General features: G+C 47.7%; 11 protein-coding genes. 5 read left to right on the top strand and 6 right to left on the bottom strand.

The window, feature by feature from the left end:
- Nucleotides 1-159 precede the first annotated feature (159 nt).
- The 3 genes from AC4EHJ_RS02275 to AC4EHJ_RS02285 form a co-directional block, all read right to left on the bottom strand.
- Complete coding sequence (locus AC4EHJ_RS02275) at nucleotides 160-1,149, bottom strand: alpha/beta fold hydrolase (protein WP_490973970.1); 990 nt, start codon at nucleotides 1,147-1,149, stop codon at nucleotides 160-162.
- Between the two features lie 451 nt (nucleotides 1,150-1,600).
- Nucleotides 1,601-3,301 carry a PAS domain S-box protein gene (locus AC4EHJ_RS02280; protein WP_490973971.1) on the bottom strand — a complete coding sequence of 567 codons (1,701 nt, stop codon included), beginning with the start codon at nucleotides 3,299-3,301 and terminating at the stop codon, nucleotides 1,601-1,603.
- 307 nt (nucleotides 3,302-3,608) lie between these two features.
- Nucleotides 3,609-4,016: a MerR family transcriptional regulator gene (locus AC4EHJ_RS02285; RefSeq protein ID WP_490973972.1), complete on the bottom strand. Its 408-nt coding sequence runs from the start codon at nucleotides 4,014-4,016 to the stop codon at nucleotides 3,609-3,611.
- Between the two features lie 990 nt (nucleotides 4,017-5,006).
- On the opposite strand from AC4EHJ_RS02285, the gene AC4EHJ_RS02290 reads away from it, so the two are divergent.
- Complete coding sequence (locus AC4EHJ_RS02290; RefSeq protein ID WP_490973973.1) at nucleotides 5,007-6,047, top strand: NAD(P)-dependent alcohol dehydrogenase; 1,041 nt, start codon at nucleotides 5,007-5,009, stop codon at nucleotides 6,045-6,047.
- 95 nt (nucleotides 6,048-6,142) lie between these two features.
- Here AC4EHJ_RS02290 and AC4EHJ_RS02295 read toward each other — a convergent pair whose 3' ends face one another.
- Genes AC4EHJ_RS02295 through AC4EHJ_RS02305 form a run of 3 tightly spaced genes read right to left on the bottom strand, consistent with a single transcriptional unit; the run spans nucleotide 6,143 to nucleotide 7,746 of the window.
- Nucleotides 6,143-6,628: a DMT family transporter gene (locus AC4EHJ_RS02295; RefSeq protein WP_490973974.1), complete on the bottom strand. Its 486-nt coding sequence runs from the start codon at nucleotides 6,626-6,628 to the stop codon at nucleotides 6,143-6,145.
- A gap of 11 nt (nucleotides 6,629-6,639) precedes the next feature.
- Nucleotides 6,640-7,308, bottom strand: a complete 669-nt coding sequence (locus AC4EHJ_RS02300) for a Crp/Fnr family transcriptional regulator (protein WP_490973975.1) — start codon at nucleotides 7,306-7,308, stop codon at nucleotides 6,640-6,642.
- Between the two features lie 12 nt (nucleotides 7,309-7,320).
- On the bottom strand, nucleotides 7,321-7,746 hold the full coding sequence (locus AC4EHJ_RS02305) for a DMT family transporter (protein ID WP_490973976.1): 426 nt from the start codon (nucleotides 7,744-7,746) through the stop codon (nucleotides 7,321-7,323).
- 267 nt (nucleotides 7,747-8,013) lie between these two features.
- Here AC4EHJ_RS02305 and AC4EHJ_RS02310 point away from each other — a divergent pair, with 267 nt between their 5' ends.
- The 4 genes from AC4EHJ_RS02310 (at nucleotide 8,014) to AC4EHJ_RS02325 (ending at nucleotide 14,173) form a co-directional block, all read left to right on the top strand.
- Nucleotides 8,014-9,027 (top strand): GNAT family N-acetyltransferase, encoded by a 1,014-nt coding sequence (locus tag AC4EHJ_RS02310; RefSeq protein ID WP_490973977.1) that lies wholly within the window; start codon nucleotides 8,014-8,016, stop codon nucleotides 9,025-9,027.
- A 223-nt stretch (nucleotides 9,028-9,250) separates the two neighbouring features.
- Nucleotides 9,251-10,531, top strand: a complete 1,281-nt coding sequence (locus AC4EHJ_RS02315; RefSeq protein ID WP_490975604.1) for a Y-family DNA polymerase — start codon at nucleotides 9,251-9,253, stop codon at nucleotides 10,529-10,531.
- 106 nt (nucleotides 10,532-10,637) lie between these two features.
- Entirely contained in the window at nucleotides 10,638-12,392 is a 1,755-nt protein-coding gene (locus AC4EHJ_RS02320; protein ID WP_490973978.1) for an ABC transporter transmembrane domain-containing protein, read from the top strand.
- On the top strand, nucleotides 12,392-14,173 hold the full coding sequence (locus AC4EHJ_RS02325) for an ABC transporter ATP-binding protein (RefSeq protein WP_490973979.1): 1,782 nt from the start codon (nucleotides 12,392-12,394) through the stop codon (nucleotides 14,171-14,173). Before AC4EHJ_RS02320 ends, AC4EHJ_RS02325 begins: the two co-directional genes overlap by 1 nt.
- Nucleotides 14,174-14,352 lie beyond the last annotated feature (179 nt).

Raw genomic sequence — 14,352 nt, forward strand, 5'->3', positions numbered from 1 at the left:
ATGTGTAGAATGTAGATTGCTGCGGTAGGGAAGCAGAGCACATTGTAGACCGCATCATGGGAGATGATAAATGGACGGAATAACTGGGATGAACCGGGTCCGAAAAACCAGTATCGTTGTACAAACGAAATTAAATAAGCAGAAATACAATTGTTCTATTTAATCACTCACATGCGTCGCTATGAATTCATTCACATATTCGCTCATCTCTTTATAACGAGTCCCATGAAGATAATGAGTTCCTTCCAACATTATAAGTTCATTTGAAGATCCGTTGCGTAAAAGTGTTTCATAAAAAGTTATTTTAGATTGTCCATCTTCGTCTATGTTTTCCACTTTCGGAGTAAAAATCATTACAGGCATTTCAGACGGGAATTTCATATCGATCGTTTTATCGATATTATGATGAATATTCGCTGTTTCATTCGCTACATTTTTGTTAAATGAATTCCAAACAGAAATCGCTTTGGTCATCTTTATATTTTCTTCGGAATAAATCCCTTCCTCGGCTGAAGAAAAGAATACATCTGGAGCCAGCAAAAACGCCAATCGTGCAATCCCGGTTGGTGCTAGATGAAATTGAGGCATTGCTTCGGAATCAGTAACGTTCGGCTCTGTATGGGGAGAATGATTAAATCCTGGCAATGTGGGATCAATTGCGATAACCGCTTTGACTTCATCTGAATATTCGTTGGCATAATACATACTATAAATGCCAGAAATGGAGTGTGGCATTAAGATATAAGGCCCCTCTATGTTTGCTCTTTTAAGCGCAATTCTGATTTCCGCAACTATGTTTTCCACCGTTCGTTCCTTATCAGTTGAATCACTCCAGCCATATCCAAAAAGCTCTACAACAACAATTTTATTATTCTTTGCCATCTCATTAATCAAAGGTTCAAAATCCAGAGCAGGTGCAGCCGTACCCAATCCACCTAACAAGACAATAGTATTCTCACCATCACCCTTTGTATAAACGTGCATATTCTTGCCATCCACTTCAACTAACTGCCCAATTGCTGGGTACTTTTTTTGCTCATTTGCGGTCATCACCTTATCCAAAACGAAAAGAAATACAAGTGCTGCCACTATAATCAATGAAATGTTTCTCATAATCATCCAAAACCTAAACTTTTTTTTAGTTTTCATTATTATCCCTACTCTCCATAAGAATATAACGTTGGTTTTTAACAGCGTATTTTTTGGATGGCATACGAATTCTCTAATTAACTTTAATCTAAATATCCAACTAGCCTCAGTAGTAACTTAATAACAAACCGTTGAATAAATGAAGATGCAACATAACTTGCCCTTTTCTGAACATGATTCTACTGGTTATAAAAGAAATCTATCACTTTAGTCGATATGTTCTCTTGCTTTCACTCATAGTTTAATGCATATGCGACTAATAGTGTTAGTCCAATCAAGTAGGTTTATGATGCATTGGTATTGAAAAAACTTGATATATGTAAATTGTTGAATTCATATCCTTGGAAAGAATTCTCAGAACTAAACATCATAAAAAAACCGAGAGAAAGCCTTTTATTGGTTTTCTCTCGGTTTTTCAAATTAATGAACCTATTAGATTGTGGATAGACATTTAAAGCGAAGTATTGAATCCTTCATCCTGCTTATAAATTTTGTATTCGTCATGATCCGCTTTTTTTGCTTCATATAGGGCCATGTCCGCGTACTTTATCAATTGTTTTTCATTTGTCGTATCGTCTGGATAAAGGGAGATGCCAATCCCAGCGCCCATCTGAATGTCAAACCCATTAAAGCTTAAAGGCTCTTCATACGATTTTAAAATTCGTTTTGCTATGTTTTCGGCCATTTCTATTGAATCAAGCTCAGGTAAGACAACTCCCATTTCATCGCCGCCTAACCGTGCGGCTGTATCGATAGGCCGTACACACGCCTGAAGCCGTTGGGCCATTTCCTTGATAACAGCATCTCCTGCATCGTGGCCGTATTGATCGTTGATTTTTTTGAACTTGCGTCCGTCGAGCATTAAAATGGCTACTTTTTTGCCAGAAGATTCTGCTTGATGAATGGCCTTAATCAGCTTATCATCAAAAGTCCGGCGATTGGGTATTCCAGATAAATGGTCGTAAAAAGCCATTTTCGCAATTTTCTCCTGCAGCCTTCTGCGCTCTGTAATATCTCTGGCAATCGTAAATAATTGTTTCACTTCGCCGTCCACTAAGATGGGGGTAGGGGAAACTTCCATCCAAATATAATGCCCCTCTTCATGCAAAAAGCGAATTTCTACAATTCGCGGCTCTCTACCTTCAATGAGAGAAGTAATGCTTTCCATCAAATCGAACGCATCTTCCGGATGCACATTTACAGTATATGGGTTGCCGATATGCGTATGAGCGGGATATCCTAGAATTTTTTCGTTTGCAGGGGAGACGTATTCGATTTGGCCCGATAAGTTAATCAAAGTAATAATATCAAAGGTACTCTCTGTAATGATTTTGTATTTTTCCTGACTTTTTTGAAGCTCTTTTTGGGCTTTTTTAAGTTTCGTTACATCTTTGTATATGATGGTCGCGCCGATAATTTCTTTGTGTCCATTGCGTACGGGAGAATACGAGGAAATAATATTTAACGGCTTTCCTGTTTTGGTTACACGGATTGTTTCGTAGGAACTCACCTTTTTTCCGTGCATAATTCTCTCGACAATATCGATTTGATCCGATTTCATATGCTTAGGAATGATAGTGCCTGCTCCACTGATCATTTCTTCTTCTTTGAATTCAAAGATTTCTTCAAAAGCAGGATTCACTTTTAAAATATCACCTGCCGTATCAATAGAAAAAATAGGATCGGTTGAGTTTTCCCAGAATACTTCAAGTTGGTCGTTTGCTTCAGTTAAGTTTTTTTGAGCCTTTTGAAGTTCCTGGTTTTTGCGTTCTCTTTCTGTAACGTCTCTTACGATTGCTAGTATGTAGAGGCATTGGCCGTCGTTTGCCAGTATCGGATTAAGTATGGTTTCCCCGATGAATTCATTGTCCACGGTTTCAATTATTTCAGTAAATTCCATGGGTTTTTGAGTTGTTTGTACTTTTTGGTATTGATGAATCAGTTTTAGGCTGGGTTCTGGCAGAAACACTTCTTCAATTCGCTTTCCAATGATCTCGTCGTGCGGCAAAAGAGCTAAGGCAGATGGATTTACGTAGACATAACGGAAAGAATCATGATCTTTCTGCATCAAAAAAATCGAATCTTTAACCAAATCAAAAAGTGCGGTTGAAGCTAAAATATCCGGCCCTATTTTTTCTGACAAGTACTTCATCGTTAATAATCCCCCTTTGGCAAATATAAACTAAATCACTTACACATCCTGTTAAAAAATTGAACTAAAGTCATTATAGCAGAGAAGAAAAACATACTGATTTTAATATTCTTAACTTATACCTATCAATCAAAGAAGAACATCTTCATTTGGTATTGGCGATGAAGTTCCATGTGCGTGGCTTTAAAGGGAGAAACAAGACATTCTTTTACTGAATGCGGTGAAAGACAGCATGCAGCAGTGACAATTCTAAAAAAACCACCTGCATTTCATCCGTGAAGATGGAAGGCAGGTGGTTTTAAATCCCTTATGAAATTTCTATTTTATCGGTTTTGTGGATGTCTTCCGTTCCGGCATCTAGAGCCCTCTGGTAATACAGGCATTTATGCTCGATGACTTCCAATGTTTTCTTTAGTTCGTCCATCTGCGCGTTGACAATCGCTTTTCGTTCCATAAACATATCAAAACGGTTTTGAAGCGTGGAATCTCCATCAGAACACCAATCGATGAAATGTTTGATTTCTTTGATGGGCATGCCAGTCGCTTTCAGGCATTCAATGATTTTTAAAGCTGCGATATCCGATTCTTTAAACAAGCGGGTACCGCTTTCAGTCCGTTCGATAAAAGGCATCAGTCCTTCTTTATCGTAATAGCGCAAAGCATATACCGAAAGATTCAATTCTTTCGCCACTTCACTGATCGAATAAGTGCTCATACTGTTGTTCCTCCTTATGCTAATCTAAACCTCGAGCGAACTCTATGAAATGCGAAAAGCTTATCACGGTATTTTTGGAATGTCAAAAGGCTTCTATTATAAATTAAACTTAAATTTTATAAGTTTCGATATTCCGCGAAACAGCTGCGAAGGTATCGACCCAAGAATTGGGGAGATACCTTTGCGACGAAGCACGAAGTGCTGTAGGAGCACATGTTTTTTGCCGCGGGCGAGCGCCAAGCCTCCTCGATCGCTTCGAAAACCTTGTGCTCCTGCATCGCTTCGCTAGCTTCGTCGCAAATGAATGGGCAAATGACTTTGCCCATTCATTCCCTGCGGGGTCTCGGCTGTCTCGTCGCTACGCTGCCCCGCAGGCAAGACTTACCCGAAGCCTGCGAGGGCAAGTCTTTGCGACGAAGCGCAGAGAGCTGCAACGCACTTTAATGTCTCGAAGCTAGCGCAGCGATGCAACGGTTTTTCATGTCCCGAAGCTAGCGAAGCGTTGCAGGGACAGAGACAGGAGCAGTAAGGTTTTCTCCGCTGTTTTGCTCCATATCGAGAGATATCTTAGCGGAGGCGCGTCAAAGGGCTAGGCAAGGAGATGGCCAAATGGAATTTGGGCCATTTCCTTTGCTTCGAAGCTAGCGTAGCGATGCAACGCACTTTCATGTCTCGAAGCTAGCGCAGCGATGCAGAGACAGAAGCAGAAGGGTTTTAGCTATGAGACAAGTGTTCTTTTCGACTCATTGCGAGAGCCATGCCCAAAGCGTCCGTGCGAGTATATAAAATACTTTCTTTTGTTCTACTTATATAGCAATTCATTTCAGTAAAATGATCTTATCGCTTGCCCTAGAGTTAACTCTAAGGGTTACGATTGGCTTGCAAGGGGAAAAGATGCGGAGAGGTGAATAGAGTTAAAGAATAAGTTCATTTCCTTTTTGCGCGATAAATCAATTCTCTTGAAAACTACAAACTCTTGGAGGTTTTTCTATGTATACTGCTAAAGCACGGGCTGTTGACGGTCCAAAAAAATCGTTTCAGGCGACTGAAATCCAGCGCCGCGATCTTGATACACATGATGTTCTGATTGAAATCCATTTTGCAGGCATCTGCCATTCAGACATCCATACCGCACACGGTGAATGGGGCGAAGTGAATTATCCGCTCGTACCCGGCCATGAAATTGCAGGTATTGTCACGGAAGTGGGGCCAGAGGTCTCGAAATATAAAGTGGGCGACCGTGTTGGGGTCGGCTGCATGGTTGATTCGTGCGGTGAATGTGATAATTGCGAACGTGGGGAAGAGCAATATTGCCATAATGGCATGGTGCCTACCTACGCAGGTGTTGATAAATACGGTGAACCGACCCAAGGCGGCTATTCAAGCCATATTGTCGTAGTCGAGGACTTTGTTCTTGGAATTCCGGACAGCATCGAGCTTGACGCTGCAGCACCACTGCTTTGTGCAGGAATTACAACATTTTCTCCATTGAATCATTGGAATGCAGGTCCTGGCAAGAAAGTAGCGGTTGTCGGGATGGGTGGACTTGGCCACATGGCTGTCCAAATTGCGCATGCCATGGGAGCTGAAGTGACCGTATTGTCCCAGTCGTTAAAGAAAAAGGAAGACGGAATGGCATTGGGTGCGGACGAGTACTATGCGACAAGCGATCCGAAAACATTTAAGAAACTGGCCGGGAAGTTTGATTTGATCATCAATACGGTCAGTGCAAAAATCAATTTGGATGATTATTTAGGGCTGATTGCGCTGAACGGCACATTGGTAAACGTCGGTGCGCCTGCAGAACCGCTGCCCGTCAGTGTGATGAATTTGATCGGCCACCGCCGTTCATTTGCAGGATCTCTGATCGGAGGCATCAAGGAAACGCAGGAGATGCTGGATTTCTGTGCAAAACATAATATTGCACCGATGATTGAAGTGATTTCGGCCGACCGCATTGACGAAGCCTATGACCGCGTTTTGGCTTCCGATGTGAAGTATCGGTTCGTCATTGATGTCAGCACGATGTAAGGTTTTTTGGTTGATCTGTTTTAAAGCATAAACAAAAGGCGTCTTAAAAGCTTAGCTTTTAAGACGCCTTTTTATGGGTTCAGGTTCATTTTTTTTCATGCACGGTGCGCTTGGGCCCTTTCATGAGAATCGGCGCGCACGGCTTCGGGTTTCGGCCCGAGCTGGAACAACAAAGCGCCGCTGCCGATTAATACAAGCGCAACAAGCGATTGCCACGTGAACGGAACTTCCTCAAGGCCGAACCAGCCGAGCGTGTCCCACATGAGTCCGAAGAAAATCTGGGATACCATGACAAGCGAAATGGCGGCACTCGGCCCTAAGTTCTGCACGCCTTGCGTGACGCAAGCGACGACGCCTACGCCAATGATGCCGCTGAACCAGAACCAGGGCTCAGCCTGGAACTTGAAAAGCGTTGAGCCTTCAAAAGCGAGTCCCGCTGCCAATGACGCAGCAAAGCCGAGAAGCAGCACGAGGGCAGTTGTCGACCAAACGCTGACTTTCTTTTTGACGTTTGCATTGAAAATGTTTTGGAGGCACACGAACGTGCCGCCGAGTAAAGCTAGTAAAATGCCGATGGCCATTCGATTTCCTCCTATTCGTAAATGTTCTGCCCCGTCTGTGCAAGCAGGGCGCTGCGGTCGGTTATGGTGATTTTGCCGCGTTTTTTTACAAGCCAGCCCTGTTCTTCAAAATGCTTCAAGACCCTGTTTAAATGCCGATAGCTCGTGCCGATCAAATCGGCCATGTCGACGAGCGAAGTGGAATCGAGCGTCGATTGGTTTGGCGTCATTGCCAGTAAATAACTCGCAACGCGCACATCCACCGTGTAAAGCAGGTTGAAATTCATGGCATGCGATTTGATTTCGAATTTACGGGTGATGGATTCGAGCAAAAACTGCAGCCATTCGGCGTTGCCGGCCATTTCACTCTCCAGCACACCGTAGGGAATGCGGATGACGGTCGTCGCGGTGACGGTTTCGAAGGTATTGATCAGCCGGCATTTCCGCACGTATTCGATATCCCCGACAAAATCGAAAGGGGATTTGAATGCTAAAATGAGCCGTTTGCCTTCAGGCGACAGCATCGAAATTTTCAACTTTCCTTCTGCCAGCAAATACAGCGCCCGGGCTTCTTCGCCTTGTGAAAAAAGCCGGCTGCCGCTTGCGAACGTTTCGAGCCGCATCGCCGCTTGGACGCGCTCCGGAAACATGGTGTCGAGCCCGAATTTCGCCAGATAACCTGCTATCACTTGTTTTTCCATCCTGTCACCCCCTTACCATTTCAAGACAATAACACCCGCAATCATCAGCGCAACGCCGAGGATCTGACTACGGCCGATATTCTTTTTCGGCATATCCAACCAGCCTTTTGTGTCGATCAGTACAGCGGTAATGAGCTGTGCAATCAAAAATAATCCGATCGTCAGTGTGACGCCCATGCGGTGGACCGCTGTCATATTGCTGAACAGCACGATTGCCGCTAACATCCCTCCGGATGCATAAAGCGGCGGCACCTGCGGCAAATTCCGGTACGAGCGATCTTTCAGCGCTAAGACAATTGCCAGTGCCAGGACGAATCCAGTGAACTGCGTCATCGTCGCTGCTTGCCATGTGCCGATTCCATTGCTGATGGCGGCGTTCGCAACACTTTGGAAGGTCAGGAAAAAACCGCCTGCCAATGCGAATAAAATGCCTTTCATGGCTTTCACGCTCCTTTTTTCTTTACTATAAAGCTTATCCGCAAAGCTCAAAAGGACATATGTCCCATTATTATTTCGCTCTTGCCGCCGTTTGTCCAGCCCAACTGGAAAAGAATGAAAAATTCTATTTGAAGATAGAATTTTCATTCAATTTTCACTTAAGGCTTGTAGAATGGAAAAAAGCGCGACGCCCGGCATCAAAAAAATGCTTATATGGACGCGCACAGCGGAAATCCAGACAAATGACGAGAGAAGCGGGGTTATAATATGGCAGACATCTACTTTGACGAACGCTACGGACGTTTATTCGAAAAAATTGAAGCAGGGCACTTTGAGGTGTTTGAATTTCTGCATGAGTCTGGTGCGATCCGGCATTCGTTCATCAAGCGTGAAATCCCCGTGCCGTTTTCTGGACGGCAATATTATGATCTCGTGACGCCATACGGCTACGGCGGTCCACAAATCCTGCATTGCGCAGCAGGCAAAAAGGCAGAACTGGTGCAGGCGTTTGAAGGAGCGTTTCAGCGTTATTGCGCCGACAACGATGTTGTCAGCGAATTCGTACGCTTCCATCCGGTGCTCCAAAATGCACAAGACTTCCTGGCGTGCTACGACGTCGTGTACTTGCGCGATACCGTGGGAACGAACCTGGAAGACGCCGAGGCGTCCATCGACTTGGAATTCTCCAAATCGACGCGCAAGAACATCCGCCAGGCGCTGAAGTCCGGCGTCGAATACCGGACAGTATTGAATCCGCAGGACCTCAGCGCGTTCAAACGCATTTATTACGCGACAATGGAACGCAATCAAGCCCATTCGTTTTACTATTTCGGCGATGATTATTTCGAAGACTTGATGGCATTGTTAGGCGGCAACGTGTTATTGGTTGAAGTGCTCTATGGCGGGCAAGTCATTGGCGCGGGGCTGAATTTCATTTACGGAAAACTGGCGCATACGCATTTATCTGGCACGCTTGCAGAGTTCAATCACCTGTCGGCCGCATCGGTGTTGAATTATGCGCTGGCTTTATGGGGAATCGAGCACGATGTGGCATTGATCCACGGCGGCGGAGGCCGGTCGAACAGCCCGGACGACAGCCTGTATCTATTCAAAAAGCAGTTCGGCCGACAAACCGCTTTTAAATTTTACACCGGCAGGAGAATATGGAACCGAGCGGTCTACCACGAATTATGTGGTCGGCTGGAGGCTGGAGGGGAACCGGAGTTTTTCCCGGCTTACCGCTCCGAAACGATCCGCACGCAAGAATTCGACCGGGTTTGAGCTTGCTGGTTTGCAGGATACTCAGTCACCTATTATAACTTCCTTAACACACTTGCAGGACACGGCTAAATCATGCCGTATCCTGTTTTTTTTGATGTCCATTTGCGGTTGTGATAAAAACCATGCGGTGTTTACGTTGCGGGCAAAACGGTTATTGATTAAGAACAAGTGTTCGTATATGCTGAAGATAATGGCAGCGAGCGATGAGGAAGAAGGGGTTCACATGTATGAAGAGATGGAGCGGCGGCCGATTATTTGCATTGATATGCGCAGCTTTTATGCGAGCTGTGCAGCAGTCGACCTCGGGCTGGATCCGATGACGGCGTGCATCGCGGTGATCGGCAACCAGGAACGGCGTGGCAGCGTGGTGCTTGCGGCGTCGCCGGTGTTGAAAAGGGATTTCGGGGTGCGCACGGGCACACGGTTGTTCGAGATTCCGGACGACCCGCGCATCCAAAAAATCGAGCCGAAGATGGGCTTTTTCCTGAAAGTGTCGATGGAAATCACCAAGCTTTTGGCGCAATATGTGCCGACGGAAGCGATCCATGTCTACAGCGTTGATGAAAGCTTCGTCAACCTCACCGGTACGGAAAAGTTATGGGGGACGCCGGAGACGCTTATTGCTCGCATTCAGGACGACATCATCCGGCAGTTTTCGCTGCCGTCGGCGATTGGCATGGGACCGAATATGCTGTTGGCGAAGCTGGCGCTCGACCTCGAAGCGAAAAAGACAGGCTTTGCGCATTGGACGTTCGAAGACGTAGAGGCGAAGCTCTGGCCAGTCGCGCCGCTCAGCAAGATGTGGGGCATCGGCTCGCGTATGGAAAATACATTGAACGGCATGGGCATCTTTTCGGTCGGCGATTTGGCGCGTGCGGAGCTTACGGAACTTGAAGACGTGTTCGGCATTGTCGGGAACCAACTCTACCATCATGCCTGGGGCATCGATTTGTCGGAACTCGGCGCGCCGCTCGTGGAAGGGCAGGTCAGTTATGGCAAAGGGCAGATTTTGTACCGCGATTACACGACAGTCGAAGAGATTTCCGCGGTGCTGCTGGAAATGGCGGAAGACGTGGCGATGCGCGCCCGCACCGCCGGCAAGGCCGGCCGCACGGTGACGCTCGCCGTCGGCTACAGCAAGCATGCGTTCGGCGGCGGCTTCAACCGGGCACTGACAATGGAAGAGGCGACGAACGACACGCTAAAATTGTATGGCGCGTGCCGGGCGCTGCTAGAGAAATTCTATATCGGGCGCCCGGTCCGCCGTTTGTCCATCACACTCGGCAAACTGGAAGACGAAACGTCGATGCAGCTGAGCTTATTCGAACAGCGCAAATGGCAGACACGGCGCTTAGGTGCTGCGATGGATCAGCTGCGCCAGAAATACGGATCAACAGCAGTGCTGCGCGCGGTTTCGTACACGGAAGCGGGCACTGCACGGGAACGCGCGAAGCTGATCGGCGGCCACAAGGCGGACGGCAATCTCTTTACGCCAGAAGGCTGATTTATTTCAAAAACCGAATTATTTTCTCCTCTTGCTGAATGATTTTTGCTAGAATGAAAAAGATTGAATACATACAATACATACATTACAGCAAGGGGAAAAGAACATGCGCGTATTTTTGGAGTTGGGCTGGTTTTTCAAGGAACGGAAAAAGCAATACGCTATTGGCATTTTCATGCTGCTGATTGTGGCATTCCTCGGTGTTCTGCCGCCGCGCATCATCGGTTTTATCGTCGATGAGATTAGCCGCGGCACCTTGACGGCAAGTTTTCTAGGAAAGTGGCTTGGTGTGCTCGCGGCAGCGGCGCTCGGCATGTACGTTCTGCGCTATGCTTGGAGGCTGATGATATTCGGTTCGGCGGTCATCCTGGCGCGTGATTTGCGCGAGAACTTGTTCCGCCATTTCACGCGGATGTCGCCTTCGTTCTACCAGAAGCGCCGCGTCGGAGATTTGATGGCGCACGCGACGAATGATTTGCAGGCGGTGCAGCTAACGGCCGGCGCAGGCGTATTGACGCTTGTCGATTCGATTGCGACAGGCGGCTTCGTCATTGCCGCCATGGCGCTGACAATCAGCTGGAAACTGACGCTGATCGTTTTGCTGCCGCTGCCGTTTATGGCATATATGACCAATTATTACGGCAAAATGATGCACGAGTGTTTCCACGGAGCACAAGCTTCTTTTTCCGGGCTCAACGACAAGACACAGGAAAGCATATCCGGCATGAAAGTGATCAAGACCTTCGGCCAAGAGAAGCAAGACATCGAAGATTTCAAGCGGCTGTCCGGCGAAGTAGTGGATGAAAACATCCGTGTGGCGAAAGTCGACTCGCTGTTCGATCCGACAATTTCGGCCATCATCGGCGTCTGTTACTTGCTGGCAATCGGTTTCGGTTCGTATTTCGTGGTCGGCGGCGAGATGACAATCGGCGATTTGATCGCCTTTACCGCTTATCTCGGTTTGCTCGTCTGGCCAATGCTGGCGTTCGGATGGCTTTTTAATATTGTCGAACGCGGGCGCGCTTCATATGACCGCATCCGTGAGCTGCTGGCGCAGCCCGCTGAAATCGATGACCGCGAAGATGCCATTGACCGGCGGCCGACAGGCGATATCGAGTTCTCACTCCAGAAGTTCCAGTTCACTGGCGATGAACGCTCGGCGCTCCGGGACATCCATTTCACCATCAAGCGCGGCGAAACGCTCGGCATCGCCGGCAAGACAGGATCCGGAAAATCGGCAATCCTGCGTTTGTTGCTGCGGGAGTTTGACAATTACGAAGGCGACATCACATTCGATGGCGTATCTATCAACCGCTATAAAAAGCAGCGGCTGCGCGAAGCGATCGGCTATGTTCCGCAGGATCATTTCCTGTTTTCAGCGACAGTGGCCGGCAATATCGCGTTTGCCCGTCCAGATGCTTCTATAGAAGAAATCCACCAAGCGGCGAAGCTTGCGCATATCCACGATGACATCCTGAACTTCACGTTCGGCTATGACACCGTTGTCGGAGAGCGGGGCGTATCGCTGTCAGGCGGACAAAAGCAGCGGATTTCCATTGCCCGTGCGCTGATGATGGAGCCGGAATTGCTCATCTTGGACGATTCTCTGTCTGCAGTGGACGCGAAAACCGAAGAAGCGATATTGGAATCGCTGAAGAAAACCCGCACCGGCGAGACGACGATCATTACGTCCCACCGGTTGAGCGCCATCCAGCATGCCCATCAGATTCTGGTGATGCACGAAGGGACGGTTGCGGAAATCGGTACGCATGAAAGTTTAATGAAGAAAAAAGGGCGTTATTTCGAAATGTATGAGCTGCAGCAGCTTGAAGCGCTCGTCGAAATGGGAGGCGAAGCGTAATGGAAAAGCAGCGTGAATTGACAGGAAAAGACCAATGGCTCGTTTTCAAAAGGCTGCTGGGTTACTTGCTGCCGCATAAGAAAATGGTCGCGTTGGCGATGGGGCTCCTCGTCCTGACGGTCATTGGCGACGTCTTAGGGCCGTTCCTCATCAAAACTTTTATCGATGACTATTTGACGCCAGGGAATTTCCCAACAGGACCCGTCGTCGGGCTCGCAGTAGCGTACGTCTTTATCCAAGCGTCAAATGTCGTCATCAGTTATTTTCAATTATTGAAGTTCCAGGAAGCAGCGCTGAAAATCATCCAGCAGCTGCGCATCGATGTGTTCACGAAAGTGCAGAACCTTGGGATGCGCTATTTCGACCGCACACCGGCAGGCAGCATCGTGTCGCGCGTCACGAATGACACCGAAGCGATCAAGGAAATGTTCGTCAGCGTGCTCATCGGCTTTCTGCAAAGCGCATTCCTAGTGGTCGGCGTCTATATCGCGATGTTCATCCTCAATTGGCGCCTGGCGCTCATTACCGTCGTGCTGCTGCCATTACTCGGATGGATCATCTATTTGTACCGCAAATACAGTTCGGTGTTCTACCAGGACCTGCGCGAAAGGCTTGGCCAATTGAACGCCAAGCTGTCCGAATCGATCCAAGGCATGGGCATGATCCAGGCTTTCGGCCAGGAATCTCGTTTGCAGGATGAATTCAACGACATCAATGGCCAGCATTGGCAGGCGGGCAAGCGCAACATCAAAATCGACGGGCTGTTATTGCGTCCAGCGATTGACTTGGTCTACGCGTTGGCGCTCATCATGGTGCTCAGCTATTTCGGCATCACGTCATTCTCCAACACCGTTGAAGTCGGCGTCATTTATGCGTTCGTGACCTATATCGACCGCTTTTTCGAACCGATCAACCAAGTGATGCAGCGGCTGTCGATTTTCCAACAGGCAATCGTCGCAGCGTCCCGCGTCTTCGCATTGCTAGATGAAGAAGACCTGGTGCCACATCAGGCCGGGACAGCGGGGGAAATCAGCAAAGGCGAAATCGAATTCCGCAACGTGACATTTTCCTATGACGGACAAACCGACGTCTTGAAGAACATCTCGTTCAAGGCGCTGCCGGGCCAGACTGTCGCGCTGGTTGGCCACACAGGCAGTGGGAAAAGTTCGATCATCAATTTGCTGCTGCGCTTTTACGAATTCAGGGATGGCGACATTCTAATCGATGGCAAGTCCGCAAAAGAATACGCTGAAAGGGAGCTTCGCAAAAAAATTGGTCTCGTGCTGCAAGACCCGTTCTTGTTTTACGGCACGATTGAAAGCAATATCCGACTCCACAACAGCGCCATGACCGACGAGGAAGTGCGGGCGGCGGCGCAATTTGTCCAAGCCGATAAATTCATCAATAAATTGCCGGACGGCTTTTTGCAGAAGGTGACAGAACGCGGTTCGACGTTCTCCAGTGGGCAGCGCCAATTGGTGGCATTCGCCCGGACGATGGCGGCTGACCCGAAAATCTTGGTCCTCGATGAAGCGACGGCGAACATCGATACCGAAACCGAAGTGGCGATCCAGCAAAGTCTTGAGCGCATGCGCCTGGGGCGGACGACGATTGCAATTGCACACCGCTTAAGCACAATCCAGGATGCAGACTTGATTCTCGTGCTGCACCACGGCGAAATCGTCGAACGGGGCACGCACCAGCAATTGCTGGCGCAACGCGGGCTTTACCATAAAATGTATTTGCTGCAAAACGGCATTGTCGAAACAGCGAAAAGATGACACGGCGGCTCCGGCCGCCATTTTCTTTGTCTAACACAATCCGGACAATCGGCCAAAAACCGACTCCGGTCTTTGAAGAAAATAAATGTATATAACTACATAAGGTTTTATGAAATAAAAAAAAGAGCGTAACAAGAAAAACCAAAAAAGCGCAGGACAATAGACAAAAACAAAGCGAC

The organism is Planococcus sp. TJ-301, from assembly GCF_058268475.1.

What these genes read in the sequence shown, in the direction of transcription:
- AC4EHJ_RS02275 (WP_490973970.1), bottom strand. Translation starts at nt 1,149, where the DNA reads ATGAAAACTAAAAAAAAGTTTAGGTTTTGGATGATTATGAGAAACATT.
- AC4EHJ_RS02280 (WP_490973971.1), bottom strand. Translation starts at nt 3,301, where the DNA reads ATGAAGTACTTGTCAGAAAAAATAGGGCCGGATATTTTAGCTTCAACC.
- AC4EHJ_RS02285 (WP_490973972.1), bottom strand. Translation starts at nt 4,016, where the DNA reads ATGAGCACTTATTCGATCAGTGAAGTGGCGAAAGAATTGAATCTTTCG.
- AC4EHJ_RS02290 (WP_490973973.1), top strand. Translation starts at nt 5,007, where the DNA reads ATGTATACTGCTAAAGCACGGGCTGTTGACGGTCCAAAAAAATCGTTT.
- AC4EHJ_RS02295 (WP_490973974.1), bottom strand. Translation starts at nt 6,628, where the DNA reads ATGGCCATCGGCATTTTACTAGCTTTACTCGGCGGCACGTTCGTGTGC.
- AC4EHJ_RS02300 (WP_490973975.1), bottom strand. Translation starts at nt 7,308, where the DNA reads ATGGAAAAACAAGTGATAGCAGGTTATCTGGCGAAATTCGGGCTCGAC.
- AC4EHJ_RS02305 (WP_490973976.1), bottom strand. Translation starts at nt 7,746, where the DNA reads ATGAAAGGCATTTTATTCGCATTGGCAGGCGGTTTTTTCCTGACCTTC.
- AC4EHJ_RS02310 (WP_490973977.1), top strand. Translation starts at nt 8,014, where the DNA reads ATGGCAGACATCTACTTTGACGAACGCTACGGACGTTTATTCGAAAAA.
- AC4EHJ_RS02315 (WP_490975604.1), top strand. Translation starts at nt 9,251, where the DNA reads ATGTATGAAGAGATGGAGCGGCGGCCGATTATTTGCATTGATATGCGC.
- AC4EHJ_RS02320 (WP_490973978.1), top strand. Translation starts at nt 10,638, where the DNA reads ATGCGCGTATTTTTGGAGTTGGGCTGGTTTTTCAAGGAACGGAAAAAG.
- AC4EHJ_RS02325 (WP_490973979.1), top strand. Translation starts at nt 12,392, where the DNA reads ATGGAAAAGCAGCGTGAATTGACAGGAAAAGACCAATGGCTCGTTTTC.